The sequence below is a fragment of the Buttiauxella brennerae ATCC 51605 genome (genome assembly GCF_001654925.1).
GTDB lineage: Bacteria > Pseudomonadota > Gammaproteobacteria > Enterobacterales > Enterobacteriaceae > Buttiauxella > Buttiauxella brennerae.
Window position 1 is genome coordinate 1 of record NZ_LXER01000034.1, and the last position, 24,456, is coordinate 24,456.

The 24,456-nt window shown below is 51.2% G+C and carries 23 protein-coding genes; 6 read left to right on the forward strand and 17 right to left on the reverse strand.

The window, feature by feature from the left end; genetic code table 11:
* Positions 1-91 precede the first annotated feature (91 nt).
* Positions 92-1,414, reverse strand: coding sequence for a 6-phospho-alpha-glucosidase (locus M975_RS18765; RefSeq protein WP_064561409.1), 1,323 nt, complete (start codon positions 1,412-1,414; stop codon positions 92-94).
* Positions 1,411-3,033 (reverse strand): alpha-glucoside-specific PTS transporter subunit IIBC, encoded by a 1,623-nt coding sequence (locus M975_RS18770; protein ID WP_064561410.1) that lies wholly within the window; start codon positions 3,031-3,033, stop codon positions 1,411-1,413. Before M975_RS18770 ends, M975_RS18765 begins: the two co-directional genes overlap by 4 nt.
* 308 nt (positions 3,034-3,341) lie before the next feature.
* Between M975_RS18770 and M975_RS18775 the strand changes: the two genes are divergently transcribed.
* Positions 3,342-4,049, forward strand: a complete 708-nt coding sequence (locus M975_RS18775; RefSeq protein ID WP_064561411.1) for a GntR family transcriptional regulator — start codon at positions 3,342-3,344, stop codon at positions 4,047-4,049.
* A gap of 6 nt (positions 4,050-4,055) precedes the next feature.
* On the opposite strand, the gene M975_RS18780 is transcribed toward M975_RS18775, so the two are convergent.
* The 3 genes from M975_RS18780 to ibpA form a co-directional block, all read right to left on the reverse strand.
* A complete protein-coding gene (locus M975_RS18780) occupies positions 4,056-5,711 on the reverse strand; it encodes a putative transporter (RefSeq protein WP_064561412.1) in 1,656 nt (551 codons plus the stop codon).
* Positions 5,712-5,825: 114 nt separating this feature from the next.
* Positions 5,826-6,254: a small heat shock chaperone IbpB gene (gene ibpB, locus M975_RS18785; RefSeq protein ID WP_064561413.1), complete on the reverse strand. Its 429-nt coding sequence runs from the start codon at positions 6,252-6,254 to the stop codon at positions 5,826-5,828.
* Positions 6,255-6,359: 105 nt separating this feature from the next.
* Positions 6,360-6,773, reverse strand: a complete 414-nt coding sequence (gene ibpA / locus M975_RS18790; RefSeq protein ID WP_064561414.1) for a small heat shock chaperone IbpA — start codon at positions 6,771-6,773, stop codon at positions 6,360-6,362.
* Positions 6,774-7,088: 315 nt separating this feature from the next.
* Here ibpA and M975_RS18795 point away from each other — a divergent pair, with 315 nt between their 5' ends.
* Positions 7,089-7,409: a YceK/YidQ family lipoprotein gene (locus tag M975_RS18795; RefSeq protein WP_064561415.1), complete on the forward strand. Its 321-nt coding sequence runs from the start codon at positions 7,089-7,091 to the stop codon at positions 7,407-7,409.
* Here M975_RS18795 and M975_RS18800 read toward each other — a convergent pair whose 3' ends face one another.
* The 12 genes from M975_RS18800 to dnaA form a co-directional block, all read right to left on the reverse strand.
* Positions 7,410-8,678, reverse strand: coding sequence for a YidR family protein (locus M975_RS18800; protein WP_064561416.1), 1,269 nt, complete (start codon positions 8,676-8,678; stop codon positions 7,410-7,412).
* 49 nt (positions 8,679-8,727) lie between these two features.
* Positions 8,728-10,065: an MFS transporter gene (locus tag M975_RS18805; RefSeq protein WP_074388401.1), complete on the reverse strand. Its 1,338-nt coding sequence runs from the start codon at positions 10,063-10,065 to the stop codon at positions 8,728-8,730.
* A gap of 66 nt (positions 10,066-10,131) precedes the next feature.
* On the reverse strand, positions 10,132-11,280 hold the full coding sequence (gene dgoD, locus M975_RS18810; RefSeq protein WP_064561418.1) for a galactonate dehydratase: 1,149 nt from the start codon (positions 11,278-11,280) through the stop codon (positions 10,132-10,134).
* Complete coding sequence (locus tag M975_RS18815; protein ID WP_064561419.1) at positions 11,277-11,897, reverse strand: 2-dehydro-3-deoxy-6-phosphogalactonate aldolase; 621 nt, start codon at positions 11,895-11,897, stop codon at positions 11,277-11,279. Before M975_RS18815 ends, dgoD begins: the two co-directional genes overlap by 4 nt.
* Positions 11,881-12,765 (reverse strand): 2-dehydro-3-deoxygalactonokinase, encoded by an 885-nt coding sequence (locus M975_RS18820; RefSeq protein ID WP_064561420.1) that lies wholly within the window; start codon positions 12,763-12,765, stop codon positions 11,881-11,883. The genes M975_RS18815 and M975_RS18820 overlap by 17 nt, the downstream gene beginning before the upstream one ends.
* A complete protein-coding gene (dgoR, locus tag M975_RS18825; protein ID WP_064561421.1) occupies positions 12,762-13,445 on the reverse strand; it encodes a D-galactonate utilization transcriptional regulator DgoR in 684 nt (227 codons plus the stop codon). The genes M975_RS18820 and dgoR overlap by 4 nt, the downstream gene beginning before the upstream one ends.
* 273 nt (positions 13,446-13,718) lie before the next feature.
* Positions 13,719-14,537 carry a sugar-phosphatase gene (gene yidA, locus M975_RS18830; RefSeq protein ID WP_064561422.1) on the reverse strand — a complete coding sequence of 273 codons (819 nt, stop codon included), beginning with the start codon at positions 14,535-14,537 and terminating at the stop codon, positions 13,719-13,721.
* 185 nt (positions 14,538-14,722) lie between these two features.
* Positions 14,723-15,112: a YidB family protein gene (locus M975_RS18835; RefSeq protein WP_064514819.1), complete on the reverse strand. Its 390-nt coding sequence runs from the start codon at positions 15,110-15,112 to the stop codon at positions 14,723-14,725.
* 126 nt (positions 15,113-15,238) lie between these two features.
* Complete coding sequence (gyrB, locus tag M975_RS18840; RefSeq protein WP_064514822.1) at positions 15,239-17,653, reverse strand: DNA topoisomerase (ATP-hydrolyzing) subunit B; 2,415 nt, start codon at positions 17,651-17,653, stop codon at positions 15,239-15,241.
* 28 nt (positions 17,654-17,681) lie between these two features.
* Complete coding sequence (gene recF / locus M975_RS18845; protein WP_064561423.1) at positions 17,682-18,755, reverse strand: DNA replication/repair protein RecF; 1,074 nt, start codon at positions 18,753-18,755, stop codon at positions 17,682-17,684.
* A gap of 135 nt (positions 18,756-18,890) precedes the next feature.
* The gene (gene dnaN, locus M975_RS18850; protein ID WP_034499793.1) at positions 18,891-19,991 is read right to left on the reverse strand and encodes a DNA polymerase III subunit beta; all 1,101 of its coding nucleotides are present in this window, start codon (positions 19,989-19,991) and stop codon (positions 18,891-18,893) included.
* Between the two features lie 4 nt (positions 19,992-19,995).
* On the reverse strand, positions 19,996-21,384 hold the full coding sequence (dnaA, locus tag M975_RS18855) for a chromosomal replication initiator protein DnaA (protein ID WP_034499796.1): 1,389 nt from the start codon (positions 21,382-21,384) through the stop codon (positions 19,996-19,998).
* 627 nt (positions 21,385-22,011) lie between these two features.
* Between dnaA and rpmH the strand changes: the two genes are divergently transcribed.
* From rpmH to yidC, 4 genes are read left to right on the forward strand one after another with little or no spacing between them, the layout of a single operon-like run.
* Positions 22,012-22,152, forward strand: a complete 141-nt coding sequence (gene rpmH / locus M975_RS18860; RefSeq protein ID WP_003849659.1) for a 50S ribosomal protein L34 — start codon at positions 22,012-22,014, stop codon at positions 22,150-22,152.
* A gap of 17 nt (positions 22,153-22,169) precedes the next feature.
* On the forward strand, positions 22,170-22,529 hold the full coding sequence (gene rnpA, locus M975_RS22575) for a ribonuclease P protein component (protein ID WP_034499799.1): 360 nt from the start codon (positions 22,170-22,172) through the stop codon (positions 22,527-22,529).
* Positions 22,493-22,750, forward strand: coding sequence for a membrane protein insertion efficiency factor YidD (gene yidD, locus M975_RS22580; protein ID WP_074388402.1), 258 nt, complete (start codon positions 22,493-22,495; stop codon positions 22,748-22,750). Before rnpA ends, yidD begins: the two co-directional genes overlap by 37 nt.
* Positions 22,751-22,752: 2 nt before the next feature.
* Entirely contained in the window at positions 22,753-24,399 is a 1,647-nt protein-coding gene (yidC, locus tag M975_RS18865; protein ID WP_064561424.1) for a membrane protein insertase YidC, read from the forward strand.
* Positions 24,400-24,456 lie beyond the last annotated feature (57 nt).

A 24,456-nucleotide genomic window follows, 5' to 3' on the forward strand; every position in this document is an offset into this window, starting at 1 on the left:
CGGCCCTCTCCCCCTGGAGAGGGAGAAAACCGAACAGTTCCCTCTCCCTGTGGGAGAGGGTTAGGGTGAGGGCGACCCACACCCAACTAACCTATTTCAGCTCAGGCCAGTACTCTTTATTCGCTACAATCAAATCATCAAGAATCGCTTTGGCAACCGAGGCACTCGGTACGGTTTTAGACAGCGTAATTGCCTGCCACAACTTCACATATGAACGCTCTTCCCAGGCTTCAACCACCAGTTTTTCTACCGCCACCTGCTGGCTCATCAGCCCTTTCTGGAACTGTGGAATGTTGCCGACCACCAACGGCTCCGGCCCGCTTTTGCCGACCAGGCATGGAATTTCAACCATCGCTTCTGGGTCAAAGTTATTAATCGCGCCGTTGTTGGGCACAATCAAGAGCATGCGTTCCTGAGTGTTAAAAGCTATAGCTGCGGCCAGATCGACGATGTACGACGCATGTTCGTCAATTTCCAGCTCCCCAGCCGAGGATTTTCCTGCCTGAATGATGGCATTACAGGAACCAAACACGTGTTTTTCACGGTGTTCCATCACTTCGTTAGCGCGGGTGTGTTCCGGATTGGAGTGCTCAACCACGTAATCCGGGAACAGATAGTATTTCAGATACGTGTTCGGGAAAGTGCTCGGATCCAGTGCCCACACATCTTTTGCTTTAGAGAATGTATCGTTCCAGCTGGCTTCGGTGCCATGTTCATCTGATGGCGGAACATAACCAAACTTAGCGACGTGTTCACGGATCTTAGGCATCAAATCGTTGCCATTTTTGTCTTCGATTGATGTCCACCAGCCAAAGTGGTTAAGGCCGTAATAGCGCACGCGCATTTCTTTGCGGTCTTTCAGGCCCGCGATTTGTGCCATACGGCTTTCAATGCCAATCGGCATATCGCAAATGTTGAGAATCTTCGCCTTCGGGCGCAGTCGACGAGTTGCTTCAGCCACAATCGCTGCCGGGTTGGAATAGTTAAGCATCCAGGCATTTGGCGAGTATTTCTCCATGAAATCAACCAGCTCTAATACGCCACCGATGGATCGCATACCGTAGGCAATCCCGCCTGGGCCACAGGTTTCCTGGCCCAGAACGCCATGGCGCAATGGGATTTTCTCGTCTTGTTCACGCATCGGGTATTTACCCACGCGGATGTGCGCCATCACGAAGTCGATATCGGTAAAGGCTTCTTTCGGGTCAGTGGTATAGCTGAACTCGATATCAGGTGCCTGCTCTTTGAGGATAACTTTGCAGGCTTCTGCAATCGTTTCCTGGCGTGCGCCGTCATTGTCATAAAACTTCAGGGCACGCAGCGGGAAGCGGTGCTGGTTTGCCAGTAACATCAATACGATACCAGGAGTGAATGTGCTGCCGCCACCGGCTACTACTACAGAGAATTTTTTCATGATACTGCCTCCGTCATGGATTTAAGTTCGGTCGAAGAAATGTCTTTCATCAGGGTTTCAATCTGGTCACGGACTTGTGGAACATGCAGACCCACAATCACCTGAATACCGTTGCCGCGCCGCACCACACCGTGTGCGCCCAGCGCTTTGAAAATGTCGTCACTGTGCGTCAGAGCCATATCTGCGAGAGTGATACGTAAGCGAGTCGCACAGTTATTGACGCTAAGAATGTTGCCGGTGCCGCCCAGCGCTTCGAGGAAGCCAGCCGCCTGGCCTTGTTTGGTTTCTTTGGTTGCCGCAGCTGTTGTCGGCTTACGTGATGCCTGGTAATCCGCCTTGCTGTAGAGCTTGATTTCACTCTCTTCGCGGCCCGGCGTTTTCAGGTTGAAGCGTAAGATCAGGGTGCGGAACACCACGAAGTAGATGACCGTGAACGCAAGACCGATACCAATCTGGATGAACATCATCGAGGCATGATTGTGGAACATCGGTATCCAGTTTTGCGGCAGGAACTGGTCAAGCAGACCTCCGCCCATGTTGCCCACCACGCCACACATGTACATCACGGTCGCCATGCTTGCGGCGAGGAAGGCATGGACAGCAAATAACACTGGCGAGATAAACAGGAAGGTAAATTCAAGTGGCTCGGTAATGCCCACCAGCATCGCGGTGAGTGTTGCAGGTATCAGCAAGCCTGCGACTTTCACGCGATTTTCAGGTGCTGAGGTGGCGTACAGAGCAAGCGCAATACCCAGGCAACCGAATATCTTCGAGTTACCATGCAGCGCAAATCCTCCTTCCGGGAACAACGTTTTCAGCGGCAGCGTGCTCTGGCTGAACTCCTGCAAATGCTGCGCCCAGTAAACCTGAATGCCACCTTCCACAACGGCCGGGCCAAAGATAAACGGACCATAGATAAAGTGATGCAGGCCGGTTGGAATCAGAATGCGTTCCAGGAAGGTGTAAACCCAGACGCCAAGCGAACCGGCGCTACGCAAAAATTCCTGAAGCGATTCAATGCCCATTTGCACTTTTGGCCAGCCATACAAAGTCAGCCAGGCACAAGGGATCATGGCAAAGAAAGCGACGATGACAACGAAGGAACTGCCCTGGAAGATGCCGAGAAAAACAGGAAGTTGTTTTTCGAAATAGCGGTTGTGGATAGCCGTGACAAACCCGGAGATAACAATCGCGCCGATGATGCTGGTATCCAGCGTTTTTATTCCGGCAATCATAGTGAGCCCGGTTCCCGCCACCGGATCGGCGCTGAAATCGACACCGAAATAATGGCCCCAGGTCATCCCCATCGCGTTGATGAAGTAGTTCCAGGTCATAAAGCTCACCAGCACCGCTAAGCAAGCACGGCCCTGCGCTTGCTTAGCGAGGCCAATCGGTAAGCCGACGGCAAAAATCAGCGGCATATTGCGGAACACCGTCCAGCCGCCTTCTTCAATAATATGGACTATCTGAGCAAATAAGTTATCGGGTGCGGTTAGCGCTTCACCGACGAACATCGGGTTGCGCAGCATGATGGCGATACCGACGACAATCCCGGCGAACGGAAACAGCAAAACCGGGGTAAACATTGCGCCACCAAAACGTTGTATTTGACTGAGCATTTTTAAATCCTCACGTAACAACCTGTAGGGTAAATGGCCTTATTTTTTAACGCTGGTTTTAACGCTGGCCTGCGACTGAGAGTAAGGAGGCACAGGTGACTAATCCTTGCCCGTCGCACCGATTCGTGATCGCTTTCATAGTTTTTGTTTGGGGTAAGTTGTCTACTTTCTGATGAATAACTAGACACGATGATTTTTTCTTTCTAGTTCACGATATGAATATGAAATTAAAATCATTTAAATCAGATGAATACTTAATAAAAAGAAGGTTTATTAAGCCCAGCGCGAAGCCATTAAGAGGTCTACAGGTGATCTACAAATCTATCGCCGATCGGTTACGAATCCGGCTTAATTCAGCGGATTACAATATTGGCAGCCCTCTGCCTTCAGAAATCCGTCTTGCGAGTGAATTTGGCGTGTCACGGATGACGCTACGCAAAGCTATCGATCTACTGGTGAGTTGGGGGCTGGTTGTTCGCCGCCACGGCAGCGGTACCTATGTGGCTAAAAAAGACGTTCACCATGAAACCAGCAACCTGACGGGGTTTATTGAGGTGATGCGTAACCAGGGCAAAGAGGTGGTGAGCAATGTGCTGGAGTTTCTGATCATGCCTGCACCGCCCGCTATCGCCAGCCAGTTACGCATTAATATTGATGAACGGATCTATTTCTCGCGCCGAGTGCGCTCGGTAGACGGCAAACCGCTGATGGTTGAAGACAGCTATATGCCGGTGAAATTATTCCGTAATTTGTCCATCGCACATCTGGAAGGTTCTAAATTCAGTTATATCGAAGATGAGTGCCACATCATCGTCTGTGGCAACTACGAAAGCCTGACGCCCGTGCTGGCAGACAGGAAGATGGCAAAATTACTCAACATCGACGAACTGACGCCGATTCTGCGCATCACATCGCTGTCCTATAGCGACAGTGGTGACTATGTGAATTATTCGGTTATGTTCCGCAATGCCAGCGAATACCAGGTGGATTACCATTTGCGCCGGGTACACATCTAACCGCCGTCACATCCAGAACAGCACTGCCAGAAGCTGTGGCGTGATAATGCGCAGGAACATCACCAGTGGATATACCGTGGCGTAAGAGAGCGCTGCCGCACCACTGGTCGCATGTAAGCCGTTGGCAAAAGCCAGTGCAGGTGGGTCGGTCATTGAACCGGCCAGCATGCCGCACAGCGTCAGGTAATTCATTTTGGCAAGCAATCTTGCGATGAGCGCCGTCACCAGTAACGGGATGCCGGTAATCAAAATACCGTAGCCAATCCAGCTCACGCCGTCGCCATGCAGCAATGTCCCGACAAAATCACCACCGGATTTCAAGCCAACCACCGCCAGGAACAGCACAATCCCCAGTTCGCGCAGCGCGAGGTTGGCACTCGGCGGCATAAACCAGTACAGCGTACCGATGCTGCCGATTCGGCCAAGGATGATCGCCATAATCAGCGGCCCACCCGCAAGCCCAAGGCGCAGTGCAACCGGGAAGCCTGGAATGAAAAGCGGGATAGAACCCAACAGCACGCCAAGGCCGATACCTATAAACACCGGCAGCATTTGCACTTGCTGGAGTTTTTGCTGCGCATTGCCCACTTCCGCCGCCACCGCTTCGATGGATTCCGGGCGGCCAACCAGATTCAGAATGTCACCAAATTGCAGGGTGGCATTGTGGCTTGCGACCAGCTCCACACCCGCTCGGTTAAGGCGTGAAATCACCACGTCATACTTTTGCTTTAAATGCAGGTCGCGGATTTTTTTGCCGAGTACCTTCTCGTTGGTCACCACCACACGCTCAACGCGCAGGTCGGTACCACGCGTGGAAAGTGAGGTATCAACCTGCTGGCCAATCACCAACAATGCGGAGTGCAGATCTTTTTCCTGGCCGACGAGGTGTAGCAAATCCCCGGTCTGAATCACGGTGCCAGGTGCCGGAACCATCAGCAACTCACCGCGTTTCAGGCGTGAACAAATAATGGTGTCGCTATTCAGTACCGGCACTTCCTGAATCGGCAAACCGTTGAGATTGGGGTTAGCAACGCAGATATTCATGGTTTGGAGTTGAGCATGAGTTTGCCCGGCACTGCTATCAAAGAGCTTTGCTTCTTGATCGACATTAATACGAAAACCAACGCGAATCAGCCACATGGTCATCAGTATTCCGCAAATGCCGAACGGGTACGCCATTGCATAGCTCATCCCCATTTTGTCGACCATTTCCGCAGGCGTGCCAAGGTCGGTCAAGATTTGCTGGCCAGCCCCCAACGCAGGAGTGTTGGTGACGGCTCCGGAGAAAACACCCAATACCACAGGCAGCGGAACATCGAAGATTTTATGGATGAGTGCCGTGACAACTCCGCCAATCAGCACAATCAATAACGCAAAGAGATTGAGGCGCAAGCCGGAAACACGTAAAGAGGAGAAGAACCCCGGCCCGACTTGTATGCCGATGGTATAGACGAACAGGATCAGGCCAAATTCCTGAATAAAGTGGAGCATATCGCCATTGAGGCTGACTCCCGCCTGGTTGATAAAGTGGCCAACGATGATTCCACCGAACAGCACACCGCCGATACCAAACCCGACGCCACGAATTTTGATGTTGCCAATCCACAGGCCAACGACCGCAACCAAAGCCAACATACTGACGGTTAACGCTATTCCACTCATTGGATTATTCCCTGTGAATAACATCATTGTTATCAGGGATTCTGGCAGAGAGAGAGGGAGGTTAATGGGGTACAGAGCACAAAAAAGGCCCCATAAAATGGGGCCTGAAAAACATTAGCTATCGAGTGCCGGACGTTCGCTGATAGCAATGCGCTTTGGCGCAACGGCTTCAGGAATTTCGCGTACCAGGTCGATATGCAGCAGACCGTTAGTAAAGGTCGCGCCAGATACTTTCATGTATTCAGCAAGGGTGAAGCTCAGGCTAAACGGCTGAGTCACTAACCCCTGATGCAACCAGGTTGGCTCTTTCTCTGGTTTAACAGGCGTCCCTTTCACACTCAGTCGCGTGCCTTCCAGTTCAATCTCAAGGTCTTCCTGGCGGAACCCTGCCAGCGCAAGCGTAATGCGGTAATGATTGTCATCGCCTTTTTCAATGTTGTAAGGCGGGAATGTCTGGCCTTCGCTGCTGGTTTGTAATGCATTCGCCAGTTTGTCAAAACCGATCCATTGACGCAGCAGAGGTGATAAATCGTGGTTACGCATAGTTATTCTCCTTCTATGAAGCGAGTTTTACCTTAGGCTCCCTATCGGCAAGCCTGGGTCTGATTAAGTTTTTTGGTGTGGGCCGCTTAATGCGACCCGCTGAAATTAATTGATTTCGATACGGCGCGGTTTCATCGATTCCGGGATCACACGTTCCAGGTCGATATACAGCAGGCCGTTTACCAGGTTAGCGCCACGGATGTGGATATTTTCCGCTAACTGGAATTTACGTTCGAAGTTGCGCTCGGCAATCCCCTGGTAGAGATAAGTGCGCTCTGGTTGTGGGTCTGCGTGTGCGCCTTTTACAACCAGCAGGTTATCCTGGGCTGTAATTTCCAGTTCGCTTTCCGCGAAACCAGCAACAGCAATAGCAATGCGATAGTTGTTTTCGTCAACTAATTCAACATTGTATGGAGGATAGCCGCCGTTGCTCTGACCTTGGTTGTTTTCCAGCAAATTAAACAGACGGTCAAAACCGATTGCAGAACGATAGAGCGGGGATAAGTCGAAATTACGCATAAATTAAAACTCCTGAAAATCAGCGAGAATCAAACATTGCCTTCCATGATGGACAGGCTTCTGAAACCCAGTACCCTTTCGGCGTACTGTTATTGGTCACAATCATAAAATCGGTGCTTATCGACATTTTTCAAGGGTACGAAAGGAAATTTTTTGCGGCATTGGCTGTCAGTACATAGACTGCAGATGGCGTAAACAAGATTAATCTGCGATACGTACCGCAAAGTTACGTGAGTGTTACATTTTATCTGCATATCGGTGATATAACCCCGTGCAGCCAGGCCTTAAGCAGGCCCTTTAAACGAAAAAATAGTGATGATGAAAAGCTATCTTCCAACATTAATTCTGGGCAGCGGGTTGCTAACTGTGAGCGGTTGCTCAAGCGTCATGACGCATACAGGTGGGCAAGAGGGATATTATCCTGGCACTCGCGCAAGCTACGAAATGCTGGCCGACAGCGATACAAGCTGGGGATATAAACCTTTTGTCGCACTCGATATGCCGTTTACGGCGGTGATGGATACGGTGTTGTTACCGTGGGATATGTTCCGTACCGATAAATCCCTGAAATCCAGGGTTGAAGCGAGCGAGAGCAAGAATCTGGCGACCAATTCTGTGATCCCGCCCGTTCAGTAACTAAACGCCTGTTTCTGTCATAAATAACTGACGGAACCCTTCAACATCCTGCATCCAGGCAATGTGTTTTCCATCAGGTGAAAACACAACAGCATCCGCGGAAGGCGCGCTACCACCAGGCTGCGTAAGCGGCGTGATTTCCCCGTTGTTCGCATCGCACAATACAATCTGATGATTCTGTACAAATCCCAGCACTTTCCCTGACGGGTGCCAGTTAAATGCCGACTGAATATCCTCTTTCCCATGCGTAAGCTGGCGCGGTTCGCCACCGTTTGGTGAAAGCAGATACATTTGCACTACACCCACCTCATCACGCATCAGGAACGCCAGTAAGCTGCCGTCCGGACTGCTTCGCACCCAATGCCGGGGCTGAGTCGTTAAACCGGGGAAACGGTGCTGATGGGTAAAAGTCAGACGCCGCTGCTTCACGCCCGCAGGCGGTGCAGGTAGCGTGGTTTGCGTGCCTTCAATCGGCTCAATATCGGCCTGGAAAAATGCGTCTTTGTTGTCGGGAAGATCAACGATAAACAACTCAGGTATTTTTTCACCCGAAGCTGAAAGCGTGTCGCCAATAAACGCCAGCGCCCAGCGCTGCTGGCTGCCATCAGGTTTGCGATAACCTTGATTCCCTACCCAACCTTCTTCATAAGCACGGTTAATATCATCGCTGCCCGGTTGTGGTGACGCGGTGGTGCGGCTGACCAGCACACAATAATGGCTACCATCATATTCACGAGGATGTTGTTTCACGGGCGTGACCGGGCCGTAAGGCAGTGCGACACCAACGTTACGCAAGTCTTTCGCCGCGTCGTATTCATGCATCACATGGTCGTTATAGGTGAAACTCAGGCGCGAACCGTCATAACTCCATACATGAACATGGCTGCCGCCACGCAATGCGCCCAGGGTGAAAGGCGGTGTGATATCCATCGCATCGAGATTGGTTGCAATGCCGTTTTCGACCACTACGCCACGGCGGTGATGGAAATCGTACTGCCAGGTTTCATCAGGATTTTCGGGACCGTGGATAAAAACATAACGCTCAGGTTGCTGCGGGTTCACCGTGACAACGCCGACATGTGCACCTCGTGACGCCCGATATACCACGACCACTTCGCCGCTATGCACATTCACACGTTCAATGGTTTGACTGGTAAACGATGCGCCCGAAGGACGCACATCAAACACCAGATATTGACTGTCCGGCGTCCAGGTATTGATGTTGGTCAGTTGGTGGTGACGAGATGCAAAAGTGAGTTGTTTAGTCATGGTTTTACCCTGAGCCGATGGACACCTCAGGGTAAATCATTGGTCGTTTTTATCCCACTCTTTCTACTTTACCCACCAGCAGGATGTAGGAGAGTGCGCCAAGCAGCGCCACAACTGAGATATAAACCAGCGCTGGGGCGAAACCGTAGCCCTGCGCAAGGTAGCCGACAACCAGCGGAACGGTGATCCCGCCCAGGCCGCCAACAAAGTTGAATACTCCGCCGGTCAGACCAATCAACCGCATTGGTGCCAGCGACGAAACCAGCGACCAGGTGATTGAAGCAAAGCCGTTACCAAAGAAGGCGATAGCCATTAGCGTCATAATCCACACCGGATCGTTGGTGTAGTTCGCGCCCATAATGCAGGTGGAGATCAGCAAGCCGCAGATGATTGGCGTTTTACGCGCAATCCCCAGTGAATAGCCTTTGCGAACCAGCCTGTCAGCCACCCAGCCCGAAAGCAGCACGCCAAAGAAGGCGGCCAGGAATGGAACGGTAGTCATAAACCCGGCTTTCAGCGCAGTAATGCCTTTTTCTTGCGTGAGGTAATTCGGGAACCAGGTCAGGAAGAACCACAGCGTGGACGTGACCGCAAACTGGCCAAGATAAACGCCAACCAGTTTGCGATGGAATACCAGTTTCCAGTCGGCTGCGGTCATAGGAATGCGGGATTTTTTCTCGGTTGGCGCATCGCCATCGACCAGGCCACCGCCATCACGAATATAATCCAGTTCAGCCTGATTGATGCCTTTGCTGGCACGCGGTGACTGATAAACCTTAATCCAGATAAATGACCAGATGATGCCTACGCCACCGGTGATAATAAACACCCAGTGCCAGCTCAGCATTTCCTGAATCCAGATAAGCAACGGCGTGAGGAATGCCAGCCCGACGAACTGGCCGGAAGTATAAAAACCTACCGCAGACGCACGCTCATGTTCCGGAAACCAGCTCGTCACCATGCGGTTATTGGTCGGGAAAGCCGGGGCTTCGAAAATGCCGGTAATCGCACGCAAGCCAATCAGCGACATTAAACCCGTGGCAAAACCCTGTAATAAAGTTGCCACTGACCAGCCGAAAATCGCGATGAAATAGGTCATGCGCGAGCCGACGCGGTCAAGGAACCAGCCGCCAGGAATCTGGCATAAAGTATAAAGCCAGGCAAAAGCCGAGAAGATATAACCCATCTGGGTTTTGGTAATACCAAACTCTTCCTGAATATGGGCAGAGGCGACGGCCAGATTCGCGCGGTCGACATAACAAATAACCACGGTAATAAAGATCATAATAAGCGTCACATAACGACGACGCGTAAGTTTTGTAGCGGTTACAGAAATATCCATCGTGTTCTGTCTCCAGAATTTGGGCATGGCAATACCAGCCACCATGCCCTGTTATATACAGAGGGTGTTTTATATTTATTGGGGTATTACAGGTGGTTTATAAAATAACCATCACCATTCGGCAATTGAACCATCTTCGTAGCGCCATAAAGGATTACGCCAGTCGGTTACGTTTTTACTGCGTTCGATCACCAGTTCTTCGTCTATTTCTACGCCAAGTCCTGGCTTCATTAACGGCATAAAGTGGCCACCGTCCATTTTGAAGTCTTCTTTGTTTTTCACAAAGTCGAGCAGTTCGGCACCTTTGTTGTAATGAATGCCCATGCTTTGTTCCTGGAACACGGCATTGCGGGAGACAAAATCGATATGCAGGCAGGCAGCCAGCGCAATCGGCCCGAGCGGGCAATGCGGAGCCAGCGCCACGTCGTAAGCTTCAGCCATACCGGCAATTTTATAGCATTCGGTAATACCGCCTGCGTGTGACAAATCAGGCTGGAGAATCGCCAGACCGCCCGCTTCCAGCACGCGTTTGAACTCGAAGCGCGAGAACATGCGCTCGCCCGCAGCGATTGGAATATGCGTTTGTGCCGCAAGACGCGGGTAGTATTCTGCCTGTTCCGCCAGCACCGGTTCTTCAATAAACAGCGGGCGATATTGCTCAAGCTCTTTAATCAGCACTTTGGCCATTGGCGCACTGACGCGACCGTGAAAATCCAGACCGAATTCAATATCTTTACCAAAGGCTTCACGAATTTGAGCCACGGTATTTACCGCTGCATCAACTTTACGGGCATTATCAATAACACCCATTTCTTCACAGCCATTTAATTTAAAGGTGTCAAAACCAATTTTCCGCAGCGATTTAATACCATCAATCACTTCCGATGGGCGATCGCCACCGACCCAGCTATAGGCTTTAATTTTATCGCGAACCAGTCCGCCCATTAATTGCCAGACAGGGGCATTTAATACTTTACCTTTAATATCCCACAATGCCTGGTCGATACCGGCAATGGCGCTCATTAAAATTGGGCCACCGCGATAAAAACCACCGCGATACATCACCTGCCATAAATCATTAATACGCGCAGGATCCTGGCCGATTAATAATTCGCTTAGTTCATGCACCGCCGCTTCAACGCTTTTTGCTCGCCCTTCAATAACCGGTTCACCCCAGCCGACAATACCTTCATCGGTTTCAATTTTCAGGAACATCCAGCGCGGGGGTAAACGGTAGGTCGTCAGTTTAGTAATTTTCATGGTTGCACAGCCTCTTGATACGCTTTAACAAATGCTTTTGCTTTCTCAATGGTCCGCTCGACGGGCTGGCCTGCGCGGTATAAATCGCTGCCTAGCCCTGCACCCGCACAGCCTGCGTTTAGCCATTCGGCCAGGTTTTCAGGCGTCACCCCGCCTACCGCAAACACTGGCACTTCTGGTGGCAACACGGCCTTCAGCGCTTTGATGTAATCCGGGCCAAAAGAGGAGGAAGGGAAGATTTTCAGCGCCTGAGCACCCGCATCCAGCGCGGTAAACGCTTCGGAGGCGGTGGCGCAACCGGCGCAGACCGTCATTCCGTTGGCGACGGCACGGCGGATAACCTCTGGCTGGGTATTTGGCGTCACCACCAGCTTGCCGCCCATGGCGGTCAGTTCATTAACCTGATCGGTTTTCAAAACGGTACCCGCGCCAATAAGTGCGCGATGCCCAAACTCCGCAACCATCGCGCGAATACTTTGCTGCCAGTCTGGTGAATTCATCGGGATTTCTATCGCGTCGAAACCCGCATCCAGCAACGCCGCAACATGTGCGTGTGCTTCATCCGGCGTAATACCGCGCAAAATGGCGATGAGCGGAAGATTAGTTTGCCACTGCATTTGCAATACTCCTTATTCCTGCCTGGAATGCATTGTCGCCATCCAGCACTTTCGCCTGGTAACCCAGCAACTCGAGCGCTTTGATATAACGCTGGCTCAGGGATGGATTAGCAACAATGGTGACAGGCTGTTGAGTGTCCGGAGCGTACTGGCGAGTCATCGCCGCCACTTCGTTACCAATCAACAACCCAGAAAGAAATTCGCTGACTTCGCTACGCGGCAGTTCCCCCAATACATGGGCAGCCCGTATTTCAAAAAGTCGTGGCAACAAATCGCTGTCGTTGATACCGCGATGCAGCCCGGCCTCGAAGGATTCGTGACTGGTTTGTTGCTCAGGCAGGCCTGCGCCAATTAAGGAGTGATTGAGCAGGATATGATGCAGCTCACCGGTCATCACGGTGCGGAAATCCTGCACCGTTTCGTTATCCGCATGAACCCATTTGCAGTGCGTTCCTGGCATGACGTAGAGCGACGACGGGCCAAGAGTACGCGCCCCGAGAAGCTGGGTTTCTTCACCACGCATCACGTTGCAGTTTCCGTCACTGTTTACGCTAAGGCCGGGAATGATCCAGACGTTATCCAGCACCAGTGTCAGTTGCTGGCTTAAATCAGAAAACCGCGCCGGGCATGGCAGATAAGGGGCGATTTTCCACCCGGCATTGCTGCCCACCATCCCGGCCATCAAAACCGGCGTGATTTTTTCACGCCAGCCTTGTGTGACTTCATCGAACACCGCTTCTGGGGTTTTACCGTTCAGACGCGTCACGCCTGCGGTGGTTTGCCGACTATCAGTGCAAATTCCATCCTGGTAATGCCAGGCACGCAGGTTAGTCGAACCCCAATCAATAGCGATGTAGTGTGATGTCATGTGATTTCCTTTAGTCGTCGGGTGGAGCTGGCAATCATTGTTAGTGCCGCTTTTTCTGCAGCCGTACTGTCCTGGTGACGAATCGCATCGAACAGCTGTTTATGTTCCTGAAGCGTTTGCGGCATGTTGGCTTCATCACCCATCCAGGTGCGCTCGAAAACAGCGCGCTGAAGTGAACTGATGGCGATACTCAACTGCTGTAGCACCGGGTTATGGACCGATTCCAGCACCGCTTCGTGGTAGCGGATATCGGCTTCGTTAAAGGCATCCCGATCCTGATTGTTTGCCACCATGTCGTTGAGTGCACCTTCGATACGCGCCAGGTCACTTGAAGTGGCGCGTTCTGCGGCCCAGCGTGCAATGGCGGGTTCGACCAGATTTCGCACTTCGCTCATGGCGCTAATCAGGCGCGGGTCATAGTCGTTCTCCAGCACCCACTGCAACACTTCGGTATCGAGGTAATTCCACTGGTTTCGCGGCTGCACAAAAGCACCGCGATAACGTTTCATTTCAACCAAGCGCTTCGCCATCAAGGAGCGAAAAACTTCGCGAATAATGTTGCGTGAGGTTTCGAACTCCTCACATAAGTCGGCTTCTGCCGGTAACGCCGCGCCCGGAGTGTACTTGCCGCCGACAATCTGTTTGCCCAGCGTCACGATGATGCGATCGGTCTTAGTCATGGTTTGCCCTGTTCGATTTAGGTATTAACCACACTTTACCGCGAGCGCTGAAAAACACCGCTATTTTGAAGTACAAATGTGAATCTGCTAGCACTTCTGATGGGGTTAATGTAGTACAAACAATGCATGTTGTACTACAATTTGGATCACAAAACGGACAATTGATAGATGTAAAATATCTATGAAGGTCGAGTTATTACGTTGAAGGGGGAAATGAGAAGAGAGTTTTGAGAAGAGATAAACCCCGGCAAAATGATAACCGGGGTAAAGAGATTATTGATCGTTCAGAACAAACTTCTCAATTGCGTACGCAACGCCATCTTCAAGGTTGGATTTCGTGACAAAGTTACTGACGTCTTTCACTTTATCGATAGCGTTTTCCATCGCCACACCGATACCCGCGTATTCCAGCATCGCAATGTCGTTTTCCTGATCGCCCAGCGTCATCACTTCTTCTTGCTTGATACCCAGGGTTTCTGCCAGCGCTTTCACGCCCGTACCTTTGTTGACGCGCTTATCGAGAATTTCCAGGAAGTATGGCGAGCTTTTCAGCAGGGTATAGCGCTCATAAACTTCGGCTGGGATTTTGGCGATCGCTTTATCCAGAACCGCTGGCTCATCGATCATCATCACTTTCAGATACTGGCCGTTCTTATCCATGTTTTCTGGCTCGCTGAACACCAGCGGGATATTAGCGATAAAGGATTCATGAACGGTGTAATAGCTGATATCGCGGTTCGCGGTGTACAACGTGTGCCTGTCCAGCGCATGGAAGTGGGAGCCGACATCACGAGAAAGCTGTTCCAGGTAGCGATAATCATCATAGCTCAGCGCGGTTTGTGCCACGGTGCTTCCGTCACCCGCCTTTTGTACTAATGCACCGTTATAAGTGATGCAATAATCATTAGGCTTATCCATATGCAGCTCTCTGAGATAGCTCTCAACTCCTGCAAAAGGGCGTCCGGTACACAAAACAACGTTTACACCACGTTCGCGCGCACTGGCGATGGCGGCTTTAACGGCTGGAGAAATGGTGTGGTCTGGCAGCAACAATGTGCCGTCCATATCAATAGCAATGAGTTTTATAGGCATAGGATTTTCTGAGGTAGTGAGTTTATCTCATGCTAACGCGATTGAGCCTGCAAAAATAGCGCTACGTTTCGAATGAAAAAGGTCCGTTTTAAGCATAAAAAAACGCCACCCGTAAAGAGTGGCGTTTATACCCAAAATAATTCGAGTTGCAGCCAACGCATCTGCGGCTTGAAGTATGACGGGTATTAGCTAAAGAATTTATCCTTTAGCATATGGAAGCCTTTAGTCAGCAAATCTTCGTCGTGCGCCACTTCACCTGCGGGTGAAAGCGTATCGACAATTTTCGGGAACTGCTCAGCGAGTAGTTGCGATGCGCTTCCCACATCAATCCCGAGTTTTTCAGCCAGACCGCTGATTGCTGGTGTGCCCAACACGTCTTGCATTTGCTCCGGGCTAACGCTTTGGTTATGTGCGCCGCTCAGCCAGGAGGTAACCACATCAGAGAAACCCTTTTCGCGAAACCGCTCAAGAATCGTCTGAATGCCGCCTTGTTCATTAATCCACGTAAGGATGACTTTGAATTTACCTGCATCGCCACCCCCCATCATGCCAGTAACTTGATCGAATAAACCCATGACCGTGTCCTCTTGCATTCACGAAGTGTGTACTTGAAGTGTAGTCATTCAGGGGGATTAACACGGGAAAATAGAGGCATGGAGAAGGAAATGGTTGGTGGGCAGACGCCCACCAACAGGTACAGATTAGATATCGATGTTCGCCGCTTTCAGGGCGTTTTCTTCGATAAATGCACGACGTGGTTCAACCGCATCACCCATCAGGGTGGTGAACAGCTGATCGGCTGCAATCGCATCTTTAACAGTCACGCGCAGCATACGACGGCTTTGTGGATCCATTGTGGTTTCCCACAGCTGATCCGGGTTCATTTCGCCCAAACCTTTGTAGCGCTGAATAGACAGGCCACGACGGGACTCTTTGCCCAACCACTCCAGCGCCTGCTCGAAGCTAGCAACTGGCTGTTGGCGCTCGCCACGTTCGATGAACGCATCTTCTTCGATAAGACCGCGCAGTTTCTCGCCCAGCGTGCAAATACGACGGTATTCGCCACCCACGATAAACTCTTGCTCCAGCGGATAGTCAGTATCGACACCGTGGGTACGCACACGAATTACCGGCTCAAAAAGATTCAGTTCACGGTTATGACGAACCAGAGAGTTCCAGGTACTGCCGTGCTGTTCGTTTTCGTTCAGCGCGGTGACCAGAGCAGAAACCCAGGCTGTCACTTTGCTTTCATCAACCAAGTCGGCATCAGCAAGCGTTGAGTGATAAACCAGGTTGTTCAGCAAGTTGCGCGGATAACGGCGCTCCATGCGACCAATCATTTTCTGGCAGGCTTTAAACTCAGACACCAGTTTTTCCAGCGCTTCGCCAGCAATGGCTGGTGCGTGGGCATTGGTGTGCAGCGTTGCGCCATCCAGAGCGATTGCGATCTGGTATTGGTCCATCGCTTCATCATCTTTGATGTACTGCTCTTGCTTGCCTTTCTTCACTTTGTACAGCGGTGGCTGTGCGATATACACATGGCCGCGCTCAACGATTTCAGGCATCTGACGGTAGAAGAAGGTCAACAGCAGAGTACGAATGTGTGAGCCGTCGACGTCTGCATCCGTCATGATGATGATGCTGTGGTAACGCAGTTTGTCCGGGTTGTATTCGTCACGGCCAATGCCGCAGCCCAACGCGGTGATCAGCGTGGCAACTTCCTGAGAGGCGAGCATTTTGTCAAAGCGCGCTTTCTCAACGTTCAGAATTTTACCTTTCAGTGGCAGGATCGCCTGGTTCTTACGGTTACGCCCCTGTTTTGCAGAGCCGCCCGCTGAGTCCCCTTCCACAAGGTACAGTTCGGAGTGAGCCGGGTCGCGTTCCTGGCAATCAGCCAGTTTGCCTGGCAAGCCTGCCAGGTCCAGCGCACCTTTACGACGGGTCATTTCACGTGCACGACGTGCTGCTTCACGTGCACGAGCGGCATCAATAATTTTGCCGACGACGATTTTCGCGTCAGACGGGTGTTCCAACAGGTATTCAGACAGCAGTTCGTTCATCTGCTGTTCAACCGCTGTTTTCACTTCAGAAGAGACCAGTTTGTCTTTGGTCTGAGAAGAGAATTTAGGGTCTGGAACTTTTACGGAAACAACAGCAATCAGGCCTTCACGGGCATCATCACCGGTGGCGCTCACTTTCGCTTTTTTGCTGTAGCCTTCTTTTTCCATATACGCATTCAGCGTACGTGTCATCGCCGAGCGGAAACCTGCCAGGTGAGTACCACCATCGCGCTGCGGGATGTTGTTGGTAAAGCAGTAGATGTTTTCCTGGAAACCATCGTTCCACTGCAACGCCACTTCCACACCAATGCCGTCTTTTTCAGTGCTGAAATAGAACACGGTTGGGTGAATGGGGGTTTTGTTTTTGTTGAGATACTCAACAAACGCGCGGATACCACCTTCGTAGTGGAAGTGGTCCTGGCGGCCATCACGCTTATCAATCAGGCGGATAGAAACACCAGAGTTCAGGAACGACAATTCGCGCAGGCGTTTAGCCAGAATGTCGTATTCAAACTCAATCACGTTGGTGAAGGTGTCGTGGCTTGGCCAGAAACGGACTTGCGTACCGGTTGCATCGGTATCACCCGTTGCCGCCAGCGGCGCTTGTGGCACACCGTGAACATAAGTTTGCTGATGAACTTTGCCTTCGCGGCGAATCAGCAGTTCCAGCTTCTGAGACAGGGCGTTAACAACCGAAACACCCACACCGTGCAGACCACCAGAAACTTTGTAGGAGTTATCATCGAACTTACCGCCGGCGTGAAGCACGGTCATGATAACTTCAGCAGCAGACACGCCTTCTTCCGGGTGAATACCGGTAGGAATACCACGGCCATCATCGGTAACAGAAACAGAGTTATCAGCATGAATGGTGACAACGATGTCTTTACAGTGACCGGCAAGTGCTTCGTCGATAGCGTTATCTACGACCTCAAATACCATGTGGTGCAGACCGGTGCCGTCATCCGTATCGCCGATATACATTCCCGGGCGCTTACGTACCGCATCCAGCCCTTTAAGGACTTTGATACTGGAGGAGTCATAAGAATTCGACATCAACGTTTCTCGCTCATTTATTCTTGGGTTAATCCGTTATTTTACCCTGATCCACGGCGAACATCTTCGAATTTTTGTCCGCCATATCCATCACATGTTCTGCGCTTATCGCGCTAACAAAAACCTGTGATTCCGTCGCCTTTAACCGGCTGGCTAATAGACCACGACGTGCATCATCTAGTTCAGAGGCAAAATCATCTATCAGATACAGGCAACGCTGCCCGTTCTGTCGGGTGAGAAACTCACCCTGCGCCAGTCGTAAGGCGCACATCAGTAATTTAAGCTGCCCACGCGATAACGTATCTTCTACCGGCGCACCGTCAGCACGGATCCGAAAATCAGCTTTGTGGGGGCCGTGGGCGGTGTAGGTCAGCATTCGATCGCGTTCGAAATTGCGTTCCAGTAGCTCGCCGTAGTCACTCTCTTTTTCCCAGCCGCGCTGGAAAGAGAAGTTCAGCGAGAACTCCGGTAGAAATTGCGCACAGGTATCAGCCATGTCATCGGCAATGGCTGCACTGTATTCAGCACGCCAGCGGCTGATTTGCTCCGCGAGTGGGATAAGTTCTTGATCCCATGGCCGCAATTGCGCATAACGCGTGACTTGTCGCAGCGCAGCGTTGCGTTGCTTAAGCAGACGCTTGAGGTTGCTCCAGGCGACAAAAAAACCTGGTTCGTTATGGAAACATCCCCAATCGAGGAAAGCTCTACGGAATTTAGGGCCACCGTTGAGCAATGTAAACCCTTCAGGGGTGATGAGTTGCATTGGCATCAAGAGAGCAAGTTCAGCCACTTTGTGGCCGTCGCTGCCGTCGATACGCACTTTGCTATCGCCCGCACGGTCTTTGGTCAGGCCAACGGCAGTTTCCCGCTCATTGTTCTGTATGCGCCCATGCAGGACAAAGGATTCTTGTTCGTGGCGAATGACGCGCTCAATTTTCAGGCTGCGAAAAGCGCGGCCGTGCCCGAGGGTATAAATTGCCTCCAGCACGCTGGTTTTGCCGCTTCCGTTGGCTCCGACCAGAAAATTAAACCCTGGAGACAGAGCCAGATCCGCATTTTCGATATTACGAAAGTCTTTAATCAATAAGCGCGACAGCGACATATTTAACTCACAACCAGGGCGTTATCGGCGCAGTTAGTCTGATTACGGCCAGCGCGCAACAACCGGAGCGTACTGAAGTACGTGAGGATTGTGAGCACTGCCCGGAACCAGAATAACAAGTAAGATAGCCCGATACTAAAGACGCATTGGCATGACGACGTAGGCTGCCGCTTGCGAAGCTGCATCTTCAATCTGCACGCTGGAAACAGAATCGGTCAGCAAAATGCGCACGTTCTCGCATTTGAGTGCGTTCAGTACATCCAGCACGTAACTGACGTTAAAGCCGATTTCCATATCTGTGCCGTCATAAGTGACGTCGAGAATTTCTTCGGCTTCTTCCTGTTCCGGGTTGTTAGCGGTGATTTTCAACTGATTGGCAATCACTTGCAGACGAACACCACGGAATTTCTCGTTTGAGAGAATAGCCGCACGTGAAAACGCTTGTTTCAGCAAATCGCAGCTGGCATCGAGATGTTTGTCCGGGTTCTTCGGCAATACACGGCGATAATCCGGGAAACGGCCATCAACCAGCTTAGAAGTGAAGATAAAGTCGCCGACGTGAGCACGAATGTTGTTGCTGCCAATTTGAATGCGCAGCGGTGAATCACCGCCGTCGAGCATACGCATCAGCTCAATCACGCCTTTACGCGGCACGATCACCGAATGGTTTGGCAGAGACTGACCGACCGGCATAGAACACACAGCCAGGCGGTGACCATCGGTCGCCACGGTGCGTAATTCTTCGCCTTCGGTTTCAAACAACATGCCGTTCAAATAGTAACGAACGTCCTGATGCGCCATAGAAAATTGCGTGGCTTCAATCAGGCGTTTCATGGTCGCTTGCGGGAGCGTGAATTCTACTTCACTCTGCCAGTCGTCCAGGTTCGGGAAATCTGCGGCAGGTAGCGTGGAGAGCGAGAAACGGCTACGCCCGGAGCGCACCAGCATGCGGTCGCCCTCAAGCTGAACAGCAATTTCCGCGCCTTCTGGCAGACCACGGCAAATGTCGAAAAATTTACGCGCAGGCACCGTAGTCGCACCCGGCTCATGCGGTTGCACTAAAGCGACACGCGCCACCATCTCCATTTCCAGGTCAGTACCTGTTAATGAGAGGGTTCCTTCCGCGACTTGCAACAGCAGGTTGCCGAGAATCGGTAACGTAGGACGGCCACCTAAAGGGCCACTCACCTGTTGCAGCGGTTTTAATAAAGTTTCACGTTCAACGGTAAATTTCATAGCGTCACGAAGATAATGTTCTGATTAGGTTAGAGAAATCTTCTTTGATGTCGTGGCTTTCTTCACGCAACTGCTCAATCTTACGGCAGGCATGCAGAACCGTAGTATGGTCGCGGCCACCAAAGGCATCGCCGATTTCTGGCAAGCTATGGTTAGTCAGTTCCTTCGCCAGTGCCATGGCCATTTGACGTGGACGGGCAACAGAGCGGGAACGACGCTTGGACAACAGGTCAGCAATCTTTATTTTATAGTACTCTGCCACCGTCTTCTGAATATTGTCGATGGTGACGAGTTTCTCTTGCAGAGCAAGCAGGTCTCGCAGCGCTTCACGCACGAAGTCGATAGTAATCGCACGGCCAGTAAAGTTGGCGTTGGCGATAACGCGGTTCAATGCCCCTTCCAGTTCACGCACATTTGAACGTAAACGCTTGGCAATAAAGAAGGCTACTTCACCCGGCAGACGAATATCGTTCTCATCTGCTTTTTTCATCAGGATCGCAACGCGCGTTTCCAGTTCTGGCGGCTCAATAGCAACCGTCAAACCCCAACCGAAGCGGGATTTAAGACGATCTTCCACACCGTTGATCTCTTTTGGATAACGATCCGAGGTGAGAATGATCTGTTGGTTGCCTTCAAGCAGGGCGTTGAAGGTGTGGAAAAACTCTTCTTGTGAACGTTCTTTGTTCGCAAAGAATTGAATGTCATCGATCAACAGCGCATCAACGGAACGGTAGTAGCGTTTGAACTCTTCAATGGCGTTGTTTTGCAGTGCTTTTACCATGTCCTGAACGAAGCGTTCAGAGTGCATGTACACCACTTTTGCATTCGGTTTGCGCGCAATAATTCCGTTGCCAACAGCATGCAAAAGGTGCGTTTTACCCAGACCCGTGCCGCCATAAAGGAAGAGAGGGTTGTAAGCGCCGCCAGGGTTATCTGCCACCTGACGTGCCGCCGCGCGGGCCAGCTGGTTCGACTTACCTTCAACGAAGTTATCAAAGGTATGTTTCACGTTAACATTAGAACGATAAGAGTGTTCAGCCGGGGCCGGGAGGTTATCCCAGCTTGGGCGAATTTGATTCGTTGGACGTGCAATGTGTACATGCGCCGGAGCAGTAGTAACAGTCTGCTGATTCAGCGTTTGGCTGACCGGTTTGCTGCCAACTTCAAAACGCAGGACTGGGGCATCATTACCGCAAAAATCATTGAGCAAGCCATTGATGTTATTAAGGTACTTATCCCTCACCCAATCGAGTACAAAACGGTTTGGCGCATACAGGGCCAGCGTGTTATCGCTCAGTTCCGCCTGTAGGGGGCGTATCCACATACTGAATTCTGTGGCTGGTAACTCATCCTGCAATCGGGCAAGACACTGCTGCCAAAGCGAAAGTGACACGGCGGACTCCACTCGAACAAAGTCGATAAAATGACGAAGACTGAAAGTTTATATTCATGATTGTTGACACACGCCGACTCTTCCTCATCGGAACCCCGGTACGGGAAGCGTGCGAACCGCTATCTGCGGTTTACCCCAAGGTGAACGCTAAAGGATCACGATCGGGACCGCGGATCATAGCCTAAAGCGCGTCAGAGATCTTCTGTTTCTCACAGTTTCTTCCTGATTTATCCACAGGGCTGTTTTGTGGAGTCTAAGTGTAAACGATCCTATCAAACGCGCAGCGCATAACATTCCTATATTGGAAAATTTAATGACTAGCGCACAAAATCGTCTTAACTGATCTAACGAAGATCCGTGACGATCCTTGCGCTTTAATGGGGACGCCGTATAATTCCCCACCCGTCGCGTGTCTCTATGGCTTTACTTTGTTCAGATCCTGGTCACTTTTAGGGTCAAAAAGCGAATTAAGGCGCGGGAAATAAGGAAAGAGAATTGACTCCGGAGTGTACAATTATTACAATCCGGCCTCTTTAATCAGCCACACTGAGGCGTAAGTCGTTTGCAGTTTATGCAAGGCTCTTCGCTAACCCAGTGAAATTTATCCAAGTTTAGGTAGAAATCGCCATGAAACGCACTTTTCAACCGTCCGTACTGAAGCGTAACCGTTCACACGGTTTCCGTGCTCGTATGGCAACTAAAAATGGTCGTCAGGTTTTGGCACGTCGTCGTGCTAAAGGCCGTTCCCGTCTGACCGTTTCTAAGTAATAAAAGCTAACCCCTGAGTGGTTAAGCTCGCATTTCCCAGGGAGTTACGCTTGTTAACTCCCACTCATTTCACTTTCGTCTTCCAGCAGCCTCAACGGGCTGGCACGCCGCAAATCACCATCCTCGGCCGCCTAAATTCGCTGGGGCATCCCCGCATCGGTCTAACAGTCGCTAAGAAAAACGTTAAACGCGCACACGAACGCAATCGGATTAAACGTCTGACGCGTGAGAGTTTCCGTTTACGTCAGCACGAACTCCCGCCAATGGATTTCGTGGTAGTGGCTAAGAAAGGGGTTGCAGACCTGGATAACCGGGCTTTATCGGAAGCATTGGAAAAATTATGGCGCCGTCATTGTCGCCTTTCTCCCGGCTCTTGATAGGCCTGATAAAGGTCTATCAGCGCCTGATAAGTCCGCTTCTCGGGCCGCATTGTCGTTTTACTCCAACCTGTTCTCACTACGGAATTGAGGCATTGCGCAGGTTTGGGGTATTAAAAGGCAGTTGGTTGACAGTGAAACGCGTATTAAAATGCCACCCTTTGAACCCCGGTGGAGACGATCCCGTCCCACCTGGACCTTTTGATACCAGAGAACACTAACGATGGATTCGCAACGCAATCTCTTTCTCATCGCTTTGTTGTTCGTGTCTTTCATGATCTGGCAAGCCTGGGAGCAGGACCACGCTCCACAACCTCAGGTGCAACAGACCACGCAGACTACGACCACCGCAGCAGGTAACGCCGCAAGCCAGGGTGTGCCGACCAGTGGCCAGGGTAAAATCATCACGGTTAAAACTGACGTCCTTGAGCTTTCCATCAACACCCGTGGTGGTGATGTTGAGCAGGCACAGTTACTGACCTACCCGAAAGAGCTCAAATCAAATGAGCCGTTCCAGTTACTGGAAACTACGCCAGAGTTTGTCTACCAGGCGCAAAGTGGCCTGACCGGTCGCGATGGCCCGGATAATCCGGCTAACGGTGAGCGTCCTCTGTATAACGTTAATAGCGATACCTTCGTGCTGCCAGAAGGCCAGAACGAAATCGTTATTCCAATGACGTATACCGATGCGGCGGGCAATACCTTCACTAAATCCTTCACCCTGAAACGCGGCGAGTTCGCGGTAAGCGTGAATTACGATGTGAAGAACGCCAGTGAGAAACCGCTGGAACTGGCTACCTTTGGTCAGTTGAAGCAGTCCATCAATCTGCCGACCCACCGCGATACCGGAAGCAACAACTTTGCGTTGCATACCTTCCGTGGTGCTGCGTACTCGACTCCAGATGCGAAATACGAAAAATATAAATTCGATAAAATCGCTGATGGTGAAAACCTGAACGTTAACGCCAGTAATGGTTGGGTTGCTATGCTGCAGCAGTATTTCGCAACAGCATGGGTTCCAAATAATCAGGGTACCAACAACTTCTATACCACCAAACTGAACAACGATGTGGCAGCGATTGGTTATAAATCCGCTCCGCAACTGGTTCAGCCTGGTCAGACCGCTAAACTGGGTAGCACCCTGTGGGTCGGCCCGGAAATTCAGGACAAAATGGCAGCCGTTGCGCCGCACCTTGACCTGACTGTGGATTATGGTTGGTTGTGGTTTATTTCTCAGCCGCTGTTCAAGCTGTTGAAATTCCTGCACAGCTTCATCGGTAACTGGGGCTTCTCCATTATCGTTATCACCTTTATCGTTCGTGGCATCATGTACCCGCTGACTAAAGCGCAGTACACCTCCATGGCGAAAATGCGTATGTTGCAGCCGAAACTGGCCGCTATGCGTGAACGTATTGGTGACGATAAGCAGCGCCAGAGCCAGGAAATGATGGCTTTGTATAAAGCTGAGAAAGTTAACCCGTTGGGTGGCTGTCTCCCGCTGGTTATCCAGATGCCAATCTTCCTGGCGCTGTACTACATGTTGATGGGTTCTGTGGAACTGCGCCATGCGCCGTTCGCACTGTGGATTCATGACTTGTCTGCACAAGACCCGTACTACATCCTGCCGATCCTGATGGGCTTGACGATGTTCTTCATTCAGAAGATGTCGCCGACCACTGTGACCGACCCGATGCAGCAGAAGATCATGACCTTTATGCCGGTCATCTTCACGGTGTTCTTCCTGTGGTTCCCGTCAGGCCTGGTACTGTACTATATCGTCAGTAACACAGTGACCATCATCCAGCAGCAGCTGATCTATCGCGGTCTTGAGAAACGTGGCTTACACAGCCGCGATAAGAAAAAGACCTGATAGCAATTAGCCAGATGCTTACGAAAGGCGGTCAATAGACCGCCTTTTTTATTTGCT

What these genes read in the sequence shown, in the direction of transcription:
- M975_RS18800 (WP_064561416.1), bottom strand. Translation starts at nt 8,678, where the DNA reads ATGACTAAACAACTCACTTTTGCATCTCGTCACCACCAACTGACCAAC.
- M975_RS18820 (WP_064561420.1), bottom strand. Translation starts at nt 12,765, where the DNA reads ATGACATCACACTACATCGCTATTGATTGGGGTTCGACTAACCTGCGT.
- M975_RS18765 (WP_064561409.1), bottom strand. Translation starts at nt 1,414, where the DNA reads ATGAAAAAATTCTCTGTAGTAGTAGCCGGTGGCGGCAGCACATTCACT.
- ibpA (WP_064561414.1), bottom strand. Translation starts at nt 6,773, where the DNA reads ATGCGTAATTTCGACTTATCCCCGCTCTATCGTTCTGCAATCGGTTTT.
- yidA (WP_064561422.1), bottom strand. Translation starts at nt 14,537, where the DNA reads ATGCCTATAAAACTCATTGCTATTGATATGGACGGCACATTGTTGCTG.
- dgoR (WP_064561421.1), bottom strand. Translation starts at nt 13,445, where the DNA reads ATGACTAAGACCGATCGCATCATCGTGACGCTGGGCAAACAGATTGTC.
- recF (WP_064561423.1), bottom strand. Translation starts at nt 18,755, where the DNA reads ATGTCGCTGTCGCGCTTATTGATTAAAGACTTTCGTAATATCGAAAAT.
- M975_RS18770 (WP_064561410.1), bottom strand. Translation starts at nt 3,033, where the DNA reads ATGCTCAGTCAAATACAACGTTTTGGTGGCGCAATGTTTACCCCGGTT.
- M975_RS18780 (WP_064561412.1), bottom strand. Translation starts at nt 5,711, where the DNA reads ATGAGTGGAATAGCGTTAACCGTCAGTATGTTGGCTTTGGTTGCGGTC.
- M975_RS18835 (WP_064514819.1), bottom strand. Translation starts at nt 15,112, where the DNA reads ATGGGTTTATTCGATCAAGTTACTGGCATGATGGGGGGTGGCGATGCA.
- yidD (WP_074388402.1), top strand. Translation starts at nt 22,493, where the DNA reads ATGGCGCCGTCATTGTCGCCTTTCTCCCGGCTCTTGATAGGCCTGATA.
- gyrB (WP_064514822.1), bottom strand. Translation starts at nt 17,653, where the DNA reads ATGTCGAATTCTTATGACTCCTCCAGTATCAAAGTCCTTAAAGGGCTG.
- ibpB (WP_064561413.1), bottom strand. Translation starts at nt 6,254, where the DNA reads ATGCGTAACCACGATTTATCACCTCTGCTGCGTCAATGGATCGGTTTT.
- M975_RS18805 (WP_074388401.1), bottom strand. Translation starts at nt 10,065, where the DNA reads ATGGTGGCTGGTATTGCCATGCCCAAATTCTGGAGACAGAACACGATG.
- yidC (WP_064561424.1), top strand. Translation starts at nt 22,753, where the DNA reads ATGGATTCGCAACGCAATCTCTTTCTCATCGCTTTGTTGTTCGTGTCT.
- M975_RS18795 (WP_064561415.1), top strand. Translation starts at nt 7,089, where the DNA reads ATGATGAAAAGCTATCTTCCAACATTAATTCTGGGCAGCGGGTTGCTA.
- M975_RS18815 (WP_064561419.1), bottom strand. Translation starts at nt 11,897, where the DNA reads ATGCAGTGGCAAACTAATCTTCCGCTCATCGCCATTTTGCGCGGTATT.
- dgoD (WP_064561418.1), bottom strand. Translation starts at nt 11,280, where the DNA reads ATGAAAATTACTAAACTGACGACCTACCGTTTACCCCCGCGCTGGATG.
- dnaN (WP_034499793.1), bottom strand. Translation starts at nt 19,991, where the DNA reads ATGAAATTTACCGTTGAACGTGAAACTTTATTAAAACCGCTGCAACAG.
- rpmH (WP_003849659.1), top strand. Translation starts at nt 22,012, where the DNA reads ATGAAACGCACTTTTCAACCGTCCGTACTGAAGCGTAACCGTTCACAC.